Origin of the sequence: Pseudomonas sp. PSPC2-3 (assembly GCF_049898265.1) — a bacterium.
In the GTDB taxonomy this organism is placed as follows: domain Bacteria; phylum Pseudomonadota; class Gammaproteobacteria; order Pseudomonadales; family Pseudomonadaceae; genus Aquipseudomonas; species Aquipseudomonas veronii.
Map to the genome: position 1 here is coordinate 19,788 of NZ_JAFCXJ010000016.1, position 17,443 is coordinate 37,230.

The following is a 17,443-nucleotide window of genomic DNA, read 5'->3' on the forward strand; positions in this document are numbered from 1 at the left end:
AACTGTGGGAGGGGGCTTGCCCCCGATAGCGGTGTGTCAGCCAACGGCGATGTTGAATGTGCCACTGCCATCGGGAGCAAGCCCCCTCCCACATTTGGACAATACTTGGACTGATATACCTAAGGCGCCAGCCCTTCCACGATGATGATCTGCGCCTCCCCCACGCCCTCACGGTGGGCCTTCGCCGCCTGATACTCGGCGGATTCGTAACACGCCACCGCCTGCTCATAGCTATCGAACTCAATCACCACATTACGCTGCCGCGCCGGCCCGCCTTCCATCGCTTCGCTGCGCCCGCCCCTGGCCAGAAACCGCCCGCCAAACTGCGCAAACGCCGCCGGCGCGCGTTGGGTGTACTGCGTGTACTGCTCTGCATCGGACACATCTACATGGGCAATCCAGTAGGCCTTCATCGCGACATCCTCTTGCTTGGTTTTTGTGGTATACCATAATACATACAACCAACAAATCGAGCACCCAACATGTCCTTCAACAGCATCGCAGACATCATCGAAGACTACCGCCAAGGCAAGATGGTGCTCCTGGTAGACGACGAAGACCGGGAAAACGAAGGCGACCTGCTGCTGCCTGCGGCGTGCTGCAGTGCCGAGGCTATCAGTTTCATGGCCCGTGAAGCCCGTGGTCTGATCTGCCTGACCCTCACCGACGAACACTGCCAGCGCCTGGGCCTTGAGCAGATGGTACCGAGCAATGGCAGCGCGTTCAGCACCGCGTTTACCGTGTCCATCGAAGCGGCCAGCGGTGTGACCACCGGTATCTCTGCCGCCGACCGCGCACGCACGGTGGCGGCAGCCGTGGACGTGAATGCCGGGCCGGCCGATATCGTGCAGCCCGGGCACATCTTTCCGTTGCGCGCCAAAGACGGCGGCGTGCTGACCCGCGCCGGCCACACCGAAGCCGGCTGTGACCTGGCACGCCTGGCCGGGCATACGCCAGCCTCGGTGATCGTCGAAGTGATGAACGACGATGGCACCATGGCCCGCCGGCCTGAGCTGGAGATCTTCGCGCGCAAGCACGGGATCAAGATCGGCACTATCGCCGACCTGATTCACTACCGCCTCAGCACCGAACGCACCGTGGCGCGCATTGGTGAACGCGACCTGCCCACGGTGCATGGCACGTTCCGCCTGATCACCTTTGAAGACCGCATCGACGGTGGCGTACACATGGCCATGGTGATGGGCCCGTTGCGCCACGATGAACCTACGCTGGTGCGCGTGCATGTGATCGACCCGCTGCGCGACCTGGTCGGCGCCGACTACAGCGGTCCGTCCAACTGGACGCTGTGGGCCGCCCTGCAACGCGTCGCGGCCGAAGGTCGTGGCGTGGTGGTGGTGCTGGCCAATCATGAATCGTCCCAGGCGCTGCTGGAGCGCGTACCGCAACTGACCCAGGCGCCGCGCCAGTTCAACCGTTCGCAATCGCGGATTTATTCGGAAGTCGGCACCGGGGCGCAGATATTGCAGGACCTGGGCGTCGGCAAGCTGCGTCACCTCGGCCCGCCCCTGAAATACGCCGGGCTGACTGGCTACGACCTGGAGGTGGTCGAGAGCATTCCCTTCACCGAGTGACGGATAACCGGTAAGGCAAAATGCTTGCACAAAGTTTGGAATACCATAATATGATATTCCATAGACCGAACGCTTTCGCCAAGTGCGCCCGCCAGGGACAGCACCAATAAAAGCCCTTGGCACGGTCGCCTTTTGGGCCTCGATTAGAGGCTCCGATGGACCTACTGCTCCCGATAGGCGGGCATTACCAAGCCCGCTCAAAAACACAACAAATGAGGGCGTGAAAATGGTGTTGAACAAACGTGCAACCGCAGTGCTGTTCGCGGGTTTATTGGCTACGGTCACTCACGCGGCCCTGGCGGCCGAAAGCGTGAATTTCGTGAGCTGGGGCGGTAGCACCCAGGATGCGCAGAAGCAGGCGTGGGCCGACCCTTTCAGCAAGGCCAGCGGCATCACCGTGGTGCAGGACGGCCCGACCGACTACGGCAAGCTCAAGGCCATGGTCGAAAGCGGCAACGTGCAGTGGGACGTGGTAGACGTCGAGGCCGACTTCGCCTTGCGTGCCGCCGCCGAAGGCCTGCTCGAACCGCTGGACTTCTCGGTGATCCAGCGCGACAAGATCGACCCGCGCTTCGTCTCCGACCATGGCGTCGGTTCGTTCTTCTTCTCCTTCGTGCTCGGCTACAACGAAGGCAAGCTCGGCGCCGCCAAGCCCCAGGATTGGACCGCGCTGTTCGACACCAAGACCTACCCCGGCAAACGCGCCCTCTACAAATGGCCCAGCCCTGGCGTGCTCGAACTGGCCCTGCTCGCCGACGGCGTGCCCGCCGACAAGCTCTACCCCCTGGACCTGGACCGCGCCTTCAAGAAACTCGACACCATCAAAAAAGACATCGTCTGGTGGGGCGGCGGCGCGCAATCGCAGCAACTGCTGGCCTCCGGCGAAGTCAGCATGGGCCAGTTCTGGAACGGTCGCATCCACGCCCTGCAGGAAGATGGCGCACCGGTGGGCGTCAGCTGGAAGCAGAACCTGGTCATGGCCGACATCCTCGTCGTGCCTAAGGGCACCAAAAACAAAGCCGCCGCGATGAAGTTCCTGGCCAGTGCCAGCAGCGCCAAGGGCCAGGCCGATTTCTCCAACCTGACCGCCTATGCACCGGTGAACATCGACAGCGTGCAGCGCCTGGATTCAGTCCTGGCGCCCAACCTGCCGACGGCGTATGCCAAGGACCAGATCACCCTCGATTTCGCCTACTGGGCCAAGAACGGTCCGGCCATTGCGACACGGTGGAATGAATGGCTAGTCAAATGAAAATGACGGCAACCACACCGACCGGGAGCGCCCTCGGCGCTGCCGGCGCGGTTTGCAGCAAAGCCGTATCGCCGCCCCTGGCCCAGCGCTGGCGCGGGGCGGGCAACCTGATCCCGGCCCTGCTGTTCCTCGGCCTGTTCTTCCTCGCACCGCTGATCGGGCTGTTGCTGCGCGGCGTGCTGGAGCCCGTGCCGGGCCTGGGCAACTATGAACAGCTGTTCGCCAACTCGGCCTACGCCCGCGTGCTGCTCAACACCTTTTCGGTGGCGGGCCTGGTGACCCTGTTCAGCCTGTTGCTGGGCTTCCCGCTGGCCTGGGCGATTACCCTGGTGCCACGCGGCTGGGGCCGCTGGATGCTGAATATCGTGCTGCTGTCGATGTGGACCAGCCTGCTGGCCCGCACCTATTCCTGGCTGGTGCTGCTGCAAGCCTCGGGGGTGATCAACAAGGCGCTGCTGGCCATGGGCATCATCGATGTGCCCCTGGAGATGGTGCACAACCTGACGGGCGTGGTGATCGGCATGAGCTACATCATGATCCCGTTCATCGTGCTGCCGTTGCAGGCGACCATGCAGGCCATCGACCCGATGATCCTGCAGGCCGGCTCCATCTGTGGCGCGAGCCCGTGGACCAACTTCTTCCGGGTGTTCCTGCCGCTGTGCCGGCCGGGGTTGTTTTCCGGCGGGTTGATGGTGTTCGTGATGTCCCTCGGTTACTACGTCACCCCGGCGCTGCTCGGCGGTGCGCAGAACATGATGCTGCCCGAGTTCATCATCCAGCAGGTGCAGTCGTTCCTCAATTGGGGCCTGGCCAGTGCCGGTGCCGCGTTGCTGATCTTCATCACGCTGGTGCTGTTCTACTTCTACCTGAAGCTTCAGCCGGAATCCCCGGTTGGCGCCAGCCATGCGAGGTAAGCCGTCATGCTGCTGACTCCGAATGCCATGAGCCGCAGGATGCGTCTGGGCCTCTACGCCACCACCGGTTTGATTGGGCTGTTCCTGCTGCTGCCGATCGTGTTTATCGTGCTGCTGTCGTTCGGCTCGTCGCAATGGCTGGTGTTCCCGCCACCGGGCTGGACGCTGAAATGGTACGGCCAGTTCTTCTCCAACGCCGACTGGATGAACGCGGCGCTGGCCAGCCTCAAGGTCGCCGTGCTGACCACCGTGTTCGCCGTGGCGCTGGGCCTGCCCACCGCATTTGCCCTGGTGCGCGGGCGCTTCCCCGGCCGCGAACTGCTCTATGGCCTGTTCACCCTGCCGATGATCGTGCCACTAGTGATCATCGCCGTGGCGGTGTACGCGCTGTTCCTCAAGCTCGGCTACACCGGCACGATGTTCGCCTTTGTGGTCAGCCACGTGATTGTCGCGTTGCCGTTCACCATCATCTCGATCATCAACTCGCTGAAACTGTTCGATCAGTCGATTGAAGACGCCGCGGTGATCTGCGGCGCGTCGCGCCTGCAGGCGGTGTTCAAGGTGACCTTCCCGGCGATTCGCCCGGGGATGGTGGCCGGTGCGCTGTTCGCCTTTCTCGTGTCATGGGACGAAGTGGTGCTCAGCGTGATGATGGCCAGCCCGACCCTGCAAACCCTTCCCGTGAAAATGTGGACCACCCTGCGTCAGGACCTGACACCCGTGATCGCCGTCGCCTCGACGCTGCTGATCGGCCTCTCGGTGCTGGTCATGGTCATCGCCGCCGCCGTTCGCCGGCGCACAGAAACCCGCGCTTGAGCGCCCAGGAGCAGAACATGAGTGCAGTGATCCAAGATGCCGCGCAGAACCCTGGCCAACCCCTGGTCAGCCTGCGCAACCTGAACAAGTTCTATGGCGAATTCGCCGCCGTGGACAACATCTCGCTGGACATCAAGGACGGCGAGTTCCTCACCTTCCTCGGCTCCAGCGGCTCGGGCAAAAGCACCACCCTGTCGATGCTCGCCGGTTTTGAAACGCCGAGCAGCGGCGAGATCTTGGTGAGCGGCCAATCGCTGGTCAACGTACCGCCGCACAAGCGCGACATCGGCATGGTGTTCCAACGCTACTCGCTGTTCCCGCACCTGTCGGTACGCGACAACATCGCCTTCCCCCTGGCGATCCGCAAACTGGCCAGTGCCGAGCGCGAGAAGCGCGTCGACGCCATGCTCAAGCTGGTGCAACTGGAACAGTTCGCCCATCGCCGCCCGTCGCAACTGTCTGGCGGCCAGCAACAGCGCGTCGCCATCGCCCGGGCGCTGGTGTATGAGCCGCGTATCCTGCTGATGGACGAACCGCTCGGCGCCCTCGACAAGAAGCTGCGTGAAGACTTGCAGGACGAGCTGCGCCAGTTGCATCGGCGCCTGGGCATCACCATCGTCTACGTGACCCACGACCAGGAAGAAGCCATGCGCCTGTCCCAGCGCATCGCGATTTTCAGCCACGGCAAGATCGTCGGCCTGGGCAGCGGTTTCGACCTGTACCAGAACCCGCCGAATGCGTTTGTCGCCTCATTCCTGGGCAACTCCAACTTCCTCAAGCTCAAGGCCCAGGGCAACGCGGCGGCGTCGTTCGAAGGCCAATCCCTGTCGATCCGCCTGACCGGCGGCCTGCGCAGCGAGCAGGACGTGCTGCTGATGGTGCGCCCGGAAAAAGCCCTCGCGCTGAGCGTCGAACAGGCCGCCGGGCAACCATTGACCGCAGGCTGGAACGAAGTGTCGGCCATCGTCGGCGAAGTGCTGTTCCTCGGTGAAAGCCAGACCTGCAGCGTGAAAACCCTGGGCGGCACCTCGATGACGGTCAAGGCATTGTCCGCCGCCGGCATGCCGCTCAAGGCCGGCGACCCGGTGCGCGTGCGCTGGGCCACGGCGGATGCCTGTGTGTATACCGAATGGGCCGAAAACGATCTGAACAAGGCCGCCGGCGCCCATTAATCCAAACAAAAAGCTGAACCATCCCCTGTAGGAGCTGGCTTGCCAGCGAAAAACCCACAGCCACCGCGGGCATCCAGGCTTCCCCCGTCATCGTTAACGACCATCGCCGGCAAGCCGGCTCCTACAGGGTTATGCCCCCACGGTAGGAGCTGGCTTGCCAGCGAAAAAACCACAGCCGCCGCGGGCATCCAGGCTTCCCGCGTCATCGTTGACGACCCTCGCCGGCAAGCCGGCTCCTACAGGGTTATGCCCCACTGTAGGAGCTGGCTTGCCAGCGAAAAACCCACAGCCACCGCGGGCATCCAGGCTTCCCCCGTCATCGTTAACGACCATCGCCGGCAAGCCGGCTCCTACAGGGTTATGCCCCCACTGTAGGAGCTGGCTTGCCAGCGAAAAAACCACAGCCACCGCGGGCATCCTGGCTTGCCGCGTCATCGTTGACGACCATCGCTGGCAAGCCGCCTCCTACAGGGTTATGCCCCCACGGTAGGAGCTGGCTTGCCAGCGAAAAAACCACAGCCACCGCGGGCATCCAGGCTTCTCGCGTCATCGTTGACGACCCTCGCCGGCAAGCCGGCTCCTACAGGGTTATGCCCCCACGGTAGGAGCTGGCTTGCCAGCGAAAAACCCACAGCCACCGCGGGCATCCAGGCTTCCCGCGTCATCGTTGACGACCCTCGCCGGCAAGCCGGCTCCTACAGGGTTATGCCCCATGGTAGGAGCTGGCTTGCCAGCGAAAAAACCACAGCCACCGCGGGCATCCAGGCTTCCCGCGTCATCGTTGACGACCATCGCCGGCAAGCCGGCTCCTACAGAACTCTGCGCTCGAAAATCGCGCCCTCGATGCCCAGCACCTCGCAGGTATCGGCATAGATCCCCACGCCCTTCTCCCATACGTGCTTGATCGACTGGTCGGCGCAACGAATCTGGTAATTGAGTTCGAACGGTTCCTGGCGCGACAACGCATATTGCACCTCGCGCCATACGTAGTCGGCATCCTCGGCGAGGATCAGGCTGTTGTAGGTGAACTCATGGTTGTCCACCAACCGCTCGGCGGGGTAGCCGGTCAATTGCAGGCAGCCGGCACTGACGAATTCCATGGTCCAGTCGCGGTTGTTACGGCCGCGATAGATCAGCCCAGGCATGCTGTCGAGCAAGCTCATGCTGCTGCGTTGGCTGGCCTGCAGGGCGATTTCGCGGCGCTTGTGCGCGGTGATATCTCCGGCTACCAAGTAGAAGCCCTGCGGGCCGCGCTTGAGGCTGACCTCGAACCAGCGCAGCTCGCCGCACGGATGCACGAAACGCAGGCGTTGGTTGAACGAGGTCTCGGGACGCCGGCGTAGCTCATGCAAGGCCTGGCGCCACAGCGGGCGGTCTTCCTGGTGGACGTAGTCGACGACGTTGCGTTCCGCGCCCGGCGCGCCCATCAACTCGGCCCAGGCCAGGTTGAAGTGAGCGATCTGGCCGTTGTCGCGCAGGTGCAGCAAGGCGGCGGGAAAACAATCCATCAGGTGCGCGGGCGGTGTCTGCACCCAAGCGTCAGAGCTTTCCCTCATCTAGTGACGCTCCTCGTGTTTGAGCAAGGCGCCGCTGTGTACCCGGGCCGCCAGCTCCAGGCGCGAATGCAGGTTGAGTTTCTGCAACAGGCTGCGCACATAGATTTTCACCGTGCCGTCGCTGATCCCCAGCTCCCTGCCGATCTGTTTATTGCTCATGCCGGCGGCGATCAGCGCCAGGGTCTGGCCTTCGCGTTCGGTGAGGTTTTCACCGCCCGGCGTCTCACCGTGTGGCCTGGGCTCGGCCGGGTCGGCGAGCAAGGCGATCAGGGTTGAGTCGAGCATGATCGCGCCCTTGTGGCAGTTGCGCATATACGCCAGCAACGCCTCGGGCTCGGTTTCCTTGAGCACATAACCGCTGGCGCCCAGGCGCAGGGCGCTGAGCAGTTCGGCGCGGTCCATCGAAGCGGTGAGCACCACCACCTGGCAGTCCAGGCGCAATTGGCGCAGTTCGTCCAGCACCTGCAGGCCGCTGAGGCCAGGCATGTGCAGATCCAGCAACACCTGCTGCGGCGTCAGGCTCACGGCCAGGTTGATGCCCTCCCGGCCACTGGCCGCCTGCCCCACCACTTCAAAGTCGTCGCTGGCATCGAACAGTTGCGCCAGGCCTTTGCGAAACAGTGGGTGATCATCGATCAGTAATAAGGTCGTGCAGTCCATCGAGACTCCCGTGTGGCAGGTCGTGGTGGCGGCGCAGGCCAAGATGCACGCGCACGCCGTGCGGGCGGATCGCTTCAATGCTCAGCCGCGCGCCGATGCTGGCGGCGCGCTCGCGGATAATCGCCAGGCCGAAATGGTTATGCTCATCGCAAGCCGGGCTCAAGCCGATGCCATCGTCCTCCACCGACACCGAGGCATCGCCGTCCTGGGTCTGGCGCAGTTCGATACGCACATGCCGTGCGTGGGAATGGCGCACCGCATTGGCCAGGGCCTCGCGAACGATCTGCAGGATCTGCAATTCGGTTTCCGGGCTCAGGGCATCGTCGGCCAGGCGGTTATCCAACTCGAACACGATGATGCAACGCCGCGAAAACTCCGCGACGGAGTCGGCCAGGGCCTGGCGCAGTGAGCGTCCGTCCATGGTCAGGCGTGCGCTGGTGATCAGCTCGCGCACCTGGCGTTGCAACTGGCTGAGGCCGGCGCACAGGTCCTGCAGGGCAGGCGCGCCCAGCTGTGACTGCAAGCCGTGGGCCTGGAACGCCAGGTAACCCAACTGTTGCGCCACCGAATCGTGCAGCTCACGGGCCAGCGCGCCGTGGCGTGACGTTGCCTGCCTGCGCTGCTGCTCACGGTTGTCGCTGCGCAGACGCACGCTGACCGCCACGGCTTGCGCCGCTTCCTCCAGCAACTGGCGCCAACTGGCACCGGCCCGTCTGGGGGTGTCGAGCAGTAACGCGCCTTTTTCACCCTCGGGCAAGGCGCACACCAATCGGTGTACCCCACGCTGCCGGCAAGGGCCGCAGGCCTGGGGCGTGTCCATCGCACTCGCGTCGCGCCAGGGGCAGCGCGCCACGTTCTGGCAGCCCTCGATCAAGCCACGTCGCGTAGGGCCCAGGTCTTCGCCGCCCAGGATCAGGTTGAGCCTGGCGGCGGGCAGCAGTGCGTCGAAACGGTCCAGAAAACCCGACAAGGCACCGTCAGCGTGCAGGGGCAACCCGGCCAACAGCCTGCGCACGCTGCGCGCCTGTTCGGGGCGCACAGGCCCCAACCAGAGCGGCCAGCTCTTCGGTCGCGTTCGCACTCTTCGATAACTCCCCGTCCGGTTGCTGAGCATTAGTGCAAGACCAGCAACTTCCATGCCCCGAACGCCAGTGCGGCAAGGCTTATCTCCAAAGGCATAGCCCTTTTTCCAGATTGAGAAGATTTTCCTCATAGGAAAGTATCTCTCCCAACAGGAAACAAAACGCACCTTGGAGAGCCCGCATGACGCACACCCACAACCGCCCCATCGTGGTGATGCAATCGGCAACCGCCGGCATGGCGGTTGCCGCCGACCTGCACAAGCCTTTGCTGCTGAGCGGCGAACAACCCGACTTCAGCCGGCGTTTACAACAGGCATTGGCCAGCGCAACCGTGGGTTGTCGGCTCTACCTGTTGGGCGATGAGGCCTTTGTCTGGCGCATTCACGCCGAGGCCCGCGCCGCCGGCCTGGAAGACGACGAGATCAGCGTGACCTGCACGATGCCCGGCCTGCGCCAGGTGTATTGCGCCCATTGCGGGCTGACCCAGACCGCAGGCCCAGAGCCGGTGTTGAACTGCATCGGCTGCAACGTCGGGCTGGAAGTGCGCGCACACTTTTCCCGGCGCCTGGGGGCTTACCTCGGCGTGTGCATCAACCCCGACCAGCCCTACGCGGGGTTCCAGCCATGAGCGCCGCCCTCAAGGTTCAGGTCAGTGCGGCCAGAATGCTCACCCCCGTGGTGCGCGAGTTCACCCTGACTGCCTGCGACGGTGCCCTGCCCGCTTTCTCGCCCGGCAGCCACGTCCAGGTACATCTGCCGCTGGCCGAGGGCACGGTGCGTAATGCCTACTCGTTGACCAGCGACCCGGCGCACACGCGCCACTACCGCATCGCCGTGCGCCTGCAGGACGCGTCTCGCGGCGGTTCGCAGTACTTGCATCGCCAGGTGCAGGTCGGCGACACCTTGCGGATTTCGCCGCCGGCCAATCTGTTCGCGCCCCATGGCACCGCACGCCGGCACATCCTGATCGCCGCCGGCATCGGTATCACGCCGTTCATGGCCTATATCGCCACGATGGAACAACAGCAGGCCGACTTCGAACTGCATTACCTGTTCCGGCCAGGCCTCAGCGATGCCTACCTCGATGAATTGCAACAGCGCCTCGGCCCGCGCCTGCACGCCTACGACCGCCGCCCGGACCTGAGCCGCATCCTCGCCAACCGGCCGCTGGGCAGCCACGTCTACACCTGTGGCCCGCAACCCTTGATCGAGGCGGTCGAGCAACACGCCGATCGCCTCGGTTGGCCGCGCAATCGGCTGCATGCCGAGGCGTTCAAAGGCGCGCAACCGGGCCAGCCGTTCGACCTGCAACTGCTGCGCAGTGGCCGCACCCTGCGCGTGGAGGCCGAGCAGAGCCTGCTCGAAGCCTTGGAGCACGCGGGGTTGCAGGTGCCCAACCTGTGCCGTGGCGGGGTCTGCGGCCAGTGCATCACGCGCCATCAAGGCGGTGCCATCGAACACCGCGACAGTTTCCTCAGCCCGGCCGAGCAGGCCGAATTTCTGATGCCCTGCGTCTCACGCGGCAGCGGCCCCTGCGTTTCGCTGGACCTATAGGAGTGAGTGCCATGCCCCTGCAATCGAGCCCTGTGCTGAGCTATCGCGACGATTTCAGCTTTCGCAACAGCCCGGCGGCGATCCGTCGCTTCCCGTTCCCGTTTATCGAGGACAGCTACCTGTACTCGGTGAACATCGAACCAGCCACCTCCCGCGACCCGGGTTCCGTCTACGAGCACGCCTTCGACATCGACGAGCACTACCGCTCGGAAATGGCCGAACGCGCCCTGATCCTGGACAACGACCCGCGCCGCTACCTGGTGATGCCGCACATGCAAGCGGCGGCCTGGGATGCGCTGCAAATGCTCATGGAAAACCTCGCCGTCGACTACCCGCAGTGGTTCAGCCTGGTGCGTGACGGCGACCGCTGGCACTGGCGCAACCACCTGCTGCAGATCGATCAACCGTTCATCTTCGGCGATGCCGCCAGCCTGCCCTGCGCACCGCTGGAATACATCGGCCGCCAGGTGCAAGGGGATTTCGCCCTGCTCGACCAGCGCGACGGCGACCTGTACATGGACGCCGGCCTGGTCACCAGCCCGGCCGACTGGTCACTGGCGTTCGATGCCGGGATGAGTTTCAAACAGTGGCATGCACCGGTGCCCATGGCCCACCAGATGGGCGTGTTCGAGCGCGCGCTGAAGTACCTGCTCAACCTGCAGGCCGGCCAGCCGGTCCGGCGCCTGAACTGGACCCTGACCATCAACCCGCGCCTGGATTCGTCGCCGGAAACCTTCCATCAATGGGGCGCCGACCGCGGCCGGATCACCGCGCAGAACGTCGGGCAACAGGTGCATCTGCGGGTCGAACTGCAAGTGATGGCGCGCCTGCCGCGCAGCAACGCAGTGATGTTCAGCATTCGCACCTACCTGATCAGCCTGGACGAACTGGTCAGCCACCCCGGCTGGGGCTGCCGCCTGCACCGCGTGCTGCGCGACCTGCCCGATGCCATCGCCGACTACAAGGGCATGACCCGCTATCGACAGACCCTGGTCGAGTGGCTGAGCCAGTTCGATCCACTCGCCTGAACCATTTCCCGGTGCTCTTTTTCACAGCAAGGAATCTCACATGACCCACTCCTGGCGTATTTCTGCATTGGCCGAGCGGCACCGCGCGCTCGGCTCGAACCTCGAAGACTGGAACGGCATGGGCACCGCCTGGACCTACAGCAGCGCGCTGGCCGACCACCACGAAGCGATCCGCACCCGCGCCGGCCTGATGGACGTATCGGGCCTGAAAAAAGTCCACTACGTCGGCCCGCACGCCGAAAGCCTGTTGCAGTGGGCCACCACCCGCGACATCGCCAAGCTCTATCCCGGCAAATCGGTGTATGCGTCGATGCTCGACGAGGACGGCAAATTCGTCGATGACTGCATCGTCTACCGCACCGGGCCCAATGCGTTCATGGTCGTGCATGGCGCCGGCACCGGGCATGAAATGCTGGTGCGCTCGGCCCAGGGCCGGCAAGTGGCGGTGCTGTTCGACGACGATCTGCACGACCTGTCGCTGCAAGGCCCGCTGGCGGTGGATTTTCTCGCCGAGCACGTGCCTGGCATCCGCCAGCTGCCGTACTTCCATCACCTGCAAACGCGCCTGTTCGAGCGCCCGGTGATGATCTCCCGCACCGGCTACACCGGCGAGCGCGGCTACGAGATTTTCTGCAAGGCCGCCGACGCCCCGTTCCTGTGGGACAGCATCCTCGAACAGGGCGCGAGCCTGGGAATCATTCCCTGCGCCTTCACCGCCCTGGACTGGCTGCGAGTGGAAAGCTCGCTGATGTTTTTCCCCTACGACAACTCGCAGATGTACCCCTTCGCCGACCAGAAGGCCGGCGACACCCTGTGGGAGATGGGCCTGGACTTCACGGTTTCGCCCGGCAAACAAGCGTTCCGAGGCGCCGAGGAACACCTGCGCCTGCGCGGCCAGGAGCGCTTCAAGATCACCGGCGTGCTGCTCGACGGCGTGCGTCCGGCCGAGGCTGGCGACACCTTGTGGCAGGGCAACCAGCAAGTCGGCGTGATCACCTGCGGCATGTATTCGCGCCTGAGCAAACGCTCGATGGCCATCGCGCGCATGAGCGTCGCCTGCGCCGCACCCGGCATCGCGCTGCAGGTGCGCGGCAGCTTCGAAGGTACCGCCACCACCCACGCCCTGCCCTTCGACGACCCGCAAAAAACCAAGCGCACGGCCAAGGGCTGAGCCTTCCTTCACCGCATTCAGGAGCCTTCGATGGACGCCTCAAGCGAACATTACATTCTCAAGATCACCTGCCCGGCGGCGTCCGGGATCGTCGCCGCGATCAGCGCCTGCCTGGCCCGGCAGCAGTGCTACATCAGCGAGTTGGCGCAATTCGACGACGAGTTCACCGGGCAGTTTTTCATGCGCGCGGTGTTCCGTTTCAACAAGGGCGTCAGCGGTGATATCGGCGACCTGCGCAAAGGCCTGGGCGAGCTCGCCGGCGGCTTCGACATGCAGTGGCAGTTGTTCAGCTCACGCCAGCCGACCCGCGTGCTGCTGATGGTCAGCAAGTTCGACCATTGCCTCACCGACCTGCTCTACCGCCACCGCAAAGGCGAAATGGACATGACCATCACCGCCGTGGTCTCCAACCACCTGGACCTGCGGGCGATGGCCGAGCGTGAGGGCATCCGCTTCATCTACCTGCCCATCACCAAGGACACCAAGGCCGGCCAGGAAGCCGAACTGATGCGTATCGTCGAAGACACCCAGACCGATCTGGTAGTGCTCGCGCGCTACATGCAGATCCTGTCCGACGGCCTGTGCCAGCAACTGTCGGGGCGGGCGATCAACATCCACCACTCGTTCCTGCCCGGTTTCAAGGGCGCCAAGCCGTATCACCAGGCCTATGACCGGGGGGTGAAGCTGATCGGCGCCACCGCCCACTACGTCACCAGCGACCTCGACGAGGGCCCGATCATCGAGCAGGAAATCCAGCGCGTCGACCATACCCACTTGCCCGATTCACTGGTCGCCATCGGCCGCGACACCGAAACCGTCGCCCTTTCCAAAGCCCTGAAATACCACCTGGAACACCGGGTGTTCATCAACCACGACAAGACAGTGATCTTTCGCTGAAACCCTTCAGGAGGCACGCTCATGACTCTACGTGTAGCAATCATCGGCGCCGGCCCATGCGGCCTGGCACAACTTCGCGCCTTCCAGTCGGCCCGCGACAAGGGCGCCGCCATTCCCGAACTGGTGTGCTTCGAGAAACAGCAGGACTGGGGCGGCATGTGGAACTACACCTGGCGCACCGGCCTGGACGAAAACGGCGAGCCGGTGCATGGCAGCATGTACCGCTACCTGTGGTCCAACGGCCCCAAGGAATGCCTGGAGTTCGCCGATTACACCTTTGAAGAACATTTCGGCCGGCCCATCGCCTCCTATCCGCCCCGCGAAGTGTTGTGGGACTACATCAAGGGCCGCGTGGAAAAGGCCGGCGTGCGCGACTACATCCGCTTCAACAATGTGGTGCGCCAGGTCACCTTCGACGAACAGACCCAGCGCTTCACCGTGTACGCCCACGACTACACCCACGACACCTTGACCTGTGAAGAATTCGACTACGTGATCAACGCCTGCGGCCACTTCTCCACGCCCAAGGTGCCGTACTTCGAAGGCTTCGAGCAGTTCGCCGGGCGCATCCTGCATGCCCATGACTTTCGCGAGGCGCTGGAATTCAAGGACAAGGACCTGCTGATCATCGGCAGCAGCTATTCGGCCGAGGACATCGGCTCGCAATGCTACAAATATGGCGCGCGCAGCATCACCAGCTGTTACCGCACCACGCCCATGGGCTATGCGTGGCCGGACAACTGGGAAGAAAAGCCGCTGCTGCAACGCCTGGAAAACAACCGTGCGTTCTTTGCCGATGGCAGCAGCAAGCACATCGACGCGGTGATCCTGTGTACCGGCTACAAGCACCACTTCCCGTTCCTGCCGGATGAGCTGAGCCTCAGGACCGACAACCGCCTGTGGCCGATGAACCTCTACAAGGGCGTGTTCTGGGAACCCAACCCGCGGCTGATCTACCTCGGCATGCAGGACCAGTGGTACTCGTTCAACATGTTCGACGCCCAGGCCTGGTATGCCCGCGATGTGATCCTGGGGCGTATCCCATTGCCCAGTCAGGCCGCGATGATCGCCGACAGCCAGCAATGGCAGGCACGGGAACTGACTCTGGAAACCAACCAGCAGATGTTCGAGTTCCAGGGCGCCTACATCCAGCACCTGGTGGACGCCACCGACTACCCGGATTTCGACATCGCCGCCGTCAACGAGACCTTTCTGCACTGGAAGCACGACAAGGCCGAAAACATCATGGGCTATCGCGACAAGTCCTACCGCTCGCTGATGACCGGCACCCAGTCGCCGCCGCACCACACCCCGTGGCTGCTGGCCCTGGACGACTCGATGGCGGCGTACCTGGGCGAGCCCGTGACGCCCATCAAATCAGTCGGCTGAGCGGGTGCCCATGATGAATGCTCCGCGTGTTTCCCACCCGCGAGAACCCGGGCTGTTTGCCCGGGCGCCAAACCTCGAACGCTACCGCGTGGCCGTCGGCGGTGTGACGCTGGTCGACCTGCAGCCCGGCGACGGCCTGCAGGTGATCGACCTCGAAGGCCGGCAAACCTGCGAACTGCTGGCCCTCGACGCCAGCGGCCGCAGCGCCCTGGCGAGCTGGGGGCTGAGCGGCTCGAGCGCCTGCCGCGTGCCACCGCGTGTCGGCCAGGCGCTCAAGCGGCGCGGCATCGACGCGCAGGCATTGCCCCTCGCCGCCGCGCTGTGGGACGACGCCAGCCCGCCCGGTCACACTCGGCAGTTTGTCGCCCATGACCGCCTGCTGGTGATCGTCGCCGCTCCCGCCGGGCCCACCGCCGTCGACCGGCAATACCGGCCCAGCGAACTGCGCCTGCTGGTGACACGGGCCAACCCGTCGCCCCTGCTGGTGCCTGCCCTGCCCGAGCCATTGGGCGAGGTGCTGGACGAGTTCACCGTGCGCGCGGGCACGGCCCACGGCTACAGCGTCGCCAAGGGCCAGTACGTGCAGGTGCTGGACGTCGCCGGCCGCCAGTGTTCGGACTTCGTCGCCCTCGACCGCCGCGCCCTGGATCGCGGCGTGGAGCTGGACCTCGACCAGACCGTGACACGCACGCTGAACGGCAGCGCCTACCCGGCGCCGGGGCTGTTCTCGAAGTTTTTCGACCGCCGGATGCAGCCGATGCTGGAGGTGGTGCAGGACACCGTCGGGCGCCACGACGCCTTCGCCCTGGCCTGCGCGGCGCGCTACTACGAATCCCATGGCTATTTCGGGCACGACAACTGCAGCGACAACCTCAGCCGCGTACTCGCGCCCTACGGCGTGCAAGCGCGCAACGGCTGGCCGGCGATCAATTTCTTCTTCAACACCGGCATTGATGCACACCAGCAGATGACCCTGGATGAGCCGTGGTCGCGGCCCGGCGACTACGTACTGCTGCGGGCCATGACCGAGCTGGTGTGCGGCAGTACCTCGTGCCCGGATGACATCGACCCGGCCAATGGCTGGAACCCGACCGATATCCATGTCCGTATCTACCGCGAGAAGGAGCGTTTTTCCATCGCCATGAGCACTCGAACCACGGCCGATGCCGACCCGATACTGACCCGTGAGACCGCGTTCCACTCACGCACCAGCGCCCTCACCGGCAGCTTCATCGACTACCGCAACTGGTGGCTGCCGTTGCGCTACGACGGTTATGGCGCCACCGAGGAATACCTCGGCTGCCGCGAACGCGTGGCCGTAATGGACCTGACCGCCCTGCGCAAATTCGAGATCATCGGCCCCGACGCCGAAGCCCTGTTGCAATACTGCCTGACCCGCGACGTGCGGCGTCTGGCGGTGGGCCAAGTGGTCTATTCGGCGATGTGCCACGAACACGGCGGCATGCTCGACGACGGCACCCTGCTGCGCCTGGGCCCGGACAACTTCCGCTGGATCTGCGGCGAAGACTACGCCGGTGTGTGGCTGCGCGAGCAGGCCCACAAACTGGGGATGAAGGTGTGGGTCAAGTCCGCCAGCGAGCAGATTCACAACCTGGCGGTGCAAGGGCCGCTCAGCCGCGAGCTGCTCAAGCAGATGGTCTGGACGCCGCCCACCCAACCGAGCGTGGACAGCCTCGGCTGGTTCCGCTTCCTGGTCGGCCGGCTGGACGGTTTCGAGGGCTGCCCGTTGATGATTTCGCGCACCGGCTACACCGGCGAACTGGGCTTTGAGGTGTGGTGCCAGCCCGAAGACGCCGAACGGGTGTGGGACCGCATCTGGCAACTCGGCCAACCCTTGGGCCTGGTGCCCCTCGGCCTGGAAGCGCTGGACCTGTTGCGCATCGAAGCCGGGCTGATTTTTGCCGGCTACGAGTTCAGCGACCAGACCGACCCGTTCGAGGCCGGCATCGGCTTCAGCGTGCCACTCAAGAGCAAGACCGATGACTTTATCGGCCGCGACGCCCTGTTGCGGCGCAGCGCCCATCCCAGCCACAAGCTGGTCGGTCTGCACCTCGGCGGCAACGAGGCGGCCCACCACGGCGACCCGGTGTACCACGGCCGCGCCCAGGTCGGGGTCATCACCAGCGCCTGCCGCTCACCGTTGCTGGCCAGCAATATCGCGCTATGCCGGGTCGACGTGAGCTGCGCCGAGCCCGGCACCCTGCTTGAGATTGGCAAAGTCGATGGCCTACAGAAGCGCATCAGCGCCACGGTCAGCGCAGCGATTTTCTATGACCCGGACAAGAGCCGCGTGCGTAGCTGATCGTCCCGATACCGATGTGTGCCACCCCACTTTGACT

The 17,443-nt window shown here is 64.3% G+C and carries 16 protein-coding genes; 12 read left to right on the forward strand and 4 right to left on the reverse strand.

The features are described 5' to 3' along the window. Positions 1-119: 119 nt before the first annotated feature. Positions 120-413 carry a DUF1330 domain-containing protein gene (locus ACP7E3_RS29985; protein ID WP_426125300.1) on the reverse strand — a complete coding sequence of 98 codons (294 nt, stop codon included), beginning with the start codon at positions 411-413 and terminating at the stop codon, positions 120-122. A gap of 69 nt (positions 414-482) precedes the next feature. Between ACP7E3_RS29985 and ribBA the strand changes: the two genes are divergently transcribed. The 5 genes from ribBA to ACP7E3_RS30010 all read left to right on the forward strand — a co-directional run bounded on the left by ribBA (position 483) and on the right by ACP7E3_RS30010 (position 5,746). Further along, entirely contained in the window at positions 483-1,592 is a 1,110-nt protein-coding gene (gene ribBA, locus ACP7E3_RS29990) for a bifunctional 3,4-dihydroxy-2-butanone-4-phosphate synthase/GTP cyclohydrolase II (protein ID WP_108526657.1), read from the forward strand. A gap of 226 nt (positions 1,593-1,818) precedes the next feature. Beyond that, entirely contained in the window at positions 1,819-2,844 is a 1,026-nt protein-coding gene (locus ACP7E3_RS29995) for an ABC transporter substrate-binding protein (protein ID WP_126589596.1), read from the forward strand. After that, positions 2,841-3,758 (forward strand): ABC transporter permease, encoded by a 918-nt coding sequence (locus ACP7E3_RS30000; protein ID WP_046383897.1) that lies wholly within the window; start codon positions 2,841-2,843, stop codon positions 3,756-3,758. The genes ACP7E3_RS29995 and ACP7E3_RS30000 overlap by 4 nt, the downstream gene beginning before the upstream one ends. A 6-nt stretch (positions 3,759-3,764) precedes the next feature. After that, complete coding sequence (locus tag ACP7E3_RS30005) at positions 3,765-4,574, forward strand: ABC transporter permease (protein ID WP_079443540.1); 810 nt, start codon at positions 3,765-3,767, stop codon at positions 4,572-4,574. 17 nt (positions 4,575-4,591) lie between these two features. After that, a complete protein-coding gene (locus ACP7E3_RS30010) occupies positions 4,592-5,746 on the forward strand; it encodes an ABC transporter ATP-binding protein (protein WP_232566498.1) in 1,155 nt (384 codons plus the stop codon). 809 nt (positions 5,747-6,555) lie between these two features. Here the strand turns inward: ACP7E3_RS30010 and ACP7E3_RS30015 are convergent. Genes ACP7E3_RS30015 through ACP7E3_RS30025 form a run of 3 tightly spaced genes read right to left on the reverse strand, consistent with a single transcriptional unit; the run spans position 6,556 to position 9,043 of the window. Continuing rightward, positions 6,556-7,302, reverse strand: a complete 747-nt coding sequence (locus ACP7E3_RS30015) for a PAS domain-containing protein (protein WP_169865983.1) — start codon at positions 7,300-7,302, stop codon at positions 6,556-6,558. Then, positions 7,303-7,962, reverse strand: coding sequence for a response regulator (locus tag ACP7E3_RS30020; protein WP_046383903.1), 660 nt, complete (start codon positions 7,960-7,962; stop codon positions 7,303-7,305). Beyond that, positions 7,931-9,043, reverse strand: coding sequence for a sensor histidine kinase (locus ACP7E3_RS30025; RefSeq protein ID WP_232591586.1), 1,113 nt, complete (start codon positions 9,041-9,043; stop codon positions 7,931-7,933). Before ACP7E3_RS30025 ends, ACP7E3_RS30020 begins: the two co-directional genes overlap by 32 nt. Positions 9,044-9,225: 182 nt before the next feature. On the opposite strand from ACP7E3_RS30025, the gene ACP7E3_RS30030 reads away from it, so the two are divergent. The 7 genes from ACP7E3_RS30030 to ACP7E3_RS30060 are packed head-to-tail and all read left to right on the forward strand — an operon-like array spanning position 9,226 to position 17,406. Further along, the gene (locus ACP7E3_RS30030) at positions 9,226-9,672 is read left to right on the forward strand and encodes a dimethylamine monooxygenase subunit DmmA family protein (protein WP_046383904.1); all 447 of its coding nucleotides are present in this window, start codon (positions 9,226-9,228) and stop codon (positions 9,670-9,672) included. Next, positions 9,669-10,598, forward strand: coding sequence for a PDR/VanB family oxidoreductase (locus tag ACP7E3_RS30035; protein ID WP_046383905.1), 930 nt, complete (start codon positions 9,669-9,671; stop codon positions 10,596-10,598). The genes ACP7E3_RS30030 and ACP7E3_RS30035 overlap by 4 nt, the downstream gene beginning before the upstream one ends. Positions 10,599-10,609: 11 nt before the next feature. After that, positions 10,610-11,626, forward strand: a complete 1,017-nt coding sequence (locus ACP7E3_RS30040; RefSeq protein ID WP_102618264.1) for a heme-dependent oxidative N-demethylase family protein — start codon at positions 10,610-10,612, stop codon at positions 11,624-11,626. Positions 11,627-11,666: 40 nt separating this feature from the next. After that, positions 11,667-12,797, forward strand: coding sequence for an aminomethyltransferase family protein (locus ACP7E3_RS30045; protein WP_057006012.1), 1,131 nt, complete (start codon positions 11,667-11,669; stop codon positions 12,795-12,797). A gap of 30 nt (positions 12,798-12,827) precedes the next feature. Continuing rightward, positions 12,828-13,694, forward strand: coding sequence for a formyltetrahydrofolate deformylase (purU, locus tag ACP7E3_RS30050; RefSeq protein WP_046383908.1), 867 nt, complete (start codon positions 12,828-12,830; stop codon positions 13,692-13,694). 21 nt (positions 13,695-13,715) lie between these two features. Then, positions 13,716-15,083 carry an NAD(P)-binding domain-containing protein gene (locus ACP7E3_RS30055; protein ID WP_046383909.1) on the forward strand — a complete coding sequence of 456 codons (1,368 nt, stop codon included), beginning with the start codon at positions 13,716-13,718 and terminating at the stop codon, positions 15,081-15,083. A 13-nt stretch (positions 15,084-15,096) separates the two neighbouring features. After that, the gene (locus tag ACP7E3_RS30060) at positions 15,097-17,406 is read left to right on the forward strand and encodes a DUF1989 domain-containing protein (RefSeq protein ID WP_128192585.1); all 2,310 of its coding nucleotides are present in this window, start codon (positions 15,097-15,099) and stop codon (positions 17,404-17,406) included. Positions 17,407-17,443: the final 37 nt, after the last annotated feature.

Bases quoted from the DNA above. Each gene is read 5' to 3' on its own strand.
- ACP7E3_RS29995 (WP_126589596.1), top strand. From the start codon at position 1,819: ATGGTGTTGAACAAACGTGCAACCGCAGTGCTGTTCGCGGGTTTATTG.
- ACP7E3_RS30000 (WP_046383897.1), top strand. From the start codon at position 2,841: ATGAAAATGACGGCAACCACACCGACCGGGAGCGCCCTCGGCGCTGCC.
- ACP7E3_RS29985 (WP_426125300.1), bottom strand. From the start codon at position 413: ATGAAGGCCTACTGGATTGCCCATGTAGATGTGTCCGATGCAGAGCAG.
- ribBA (WP_108526657.1), top strand. From the start codon at position 483: ATGTCCTTCAACAGCATCGCAGACATCATCGAAGACTACCGCCAAGGC.
- ACP7E3_RS30060 (WP_128192585.1), top strand. From the start codon at position 15,097: ATGAATGCTCCGCGTGTTTCCCACCCGCGAGAACCCGGGCTGTTTGCC.
- ACP7E3_RS30005 (WP_079443540.1), top strand. From the start codon at position 3,765: ATGCTGCTGACTCCGAATGCCATGAGCCGCAGGATGCGTCTGGGCCTC.
- purU (WP_046383908.1), top strand. From the start codon at position 12,828: ATGGACGCCTCAAGCGAACATTACATTCTCAAGATCACCTGCCCGGCG.
- ACP7E3_RS30015 (WP_169865983.1), bottom strand. From the start codon at position 7,302: ATGAGGGAAAGCTCTGACGCTTGGGTGCAGACACCGCCCGCGCACCTG.
- ACP7E3_RS30030 (WP_046383904.1), top strand. From the start codon at position 9,226: ATGACGCACACCCACAACCGCCCCATCGTGGTGATGCAATCGGCAACC.
- ACP7E3_RS30020 (WP_046383903.1), bottom strand. From the start codon at position 7,962: ATGGACTGCACGACCTTATTACTGATCGATGATCACCCACTGTTTCGC.
- ACP7E3_RS30055 (WP_046383909.1), top strand. From the start codon at position 13,716: ATGACTCTACGTGTAGCAATCATCGGCGCCGGCCCATGCGGCCTGGCA.
- ACP7E3_RS30010 (WP_232566498.1), top strand. From the start codon at position 4,592: ATGAGTGCAGTGATCCAAGATGCCGCGCAGAACCCTGGCCAACCCCTG.
- ACP7E3_RS30035 (WP_046383905.1), top strand. From the start codon at position 9,669: ATGAGCGCCGCCCTCAAGGTTCAGGTCAGTGCGGCCAGAATGCTCACC.
- ACP7E3_RS30040 (WP_102618264.1), top strand. From the start codon at position 10,610: ATGCCCCTGCAATCGAGCCCTGTGCTGAGCTATCGCGACGATTTCAGC.
- ACP7E3_RS30045 (WP_057006012.1), top strand. From the start codon at position 11,667: ATGACCCACTCCTGGCGTATTTCTGCATTGGCCGAGCGGCACCGCGCG.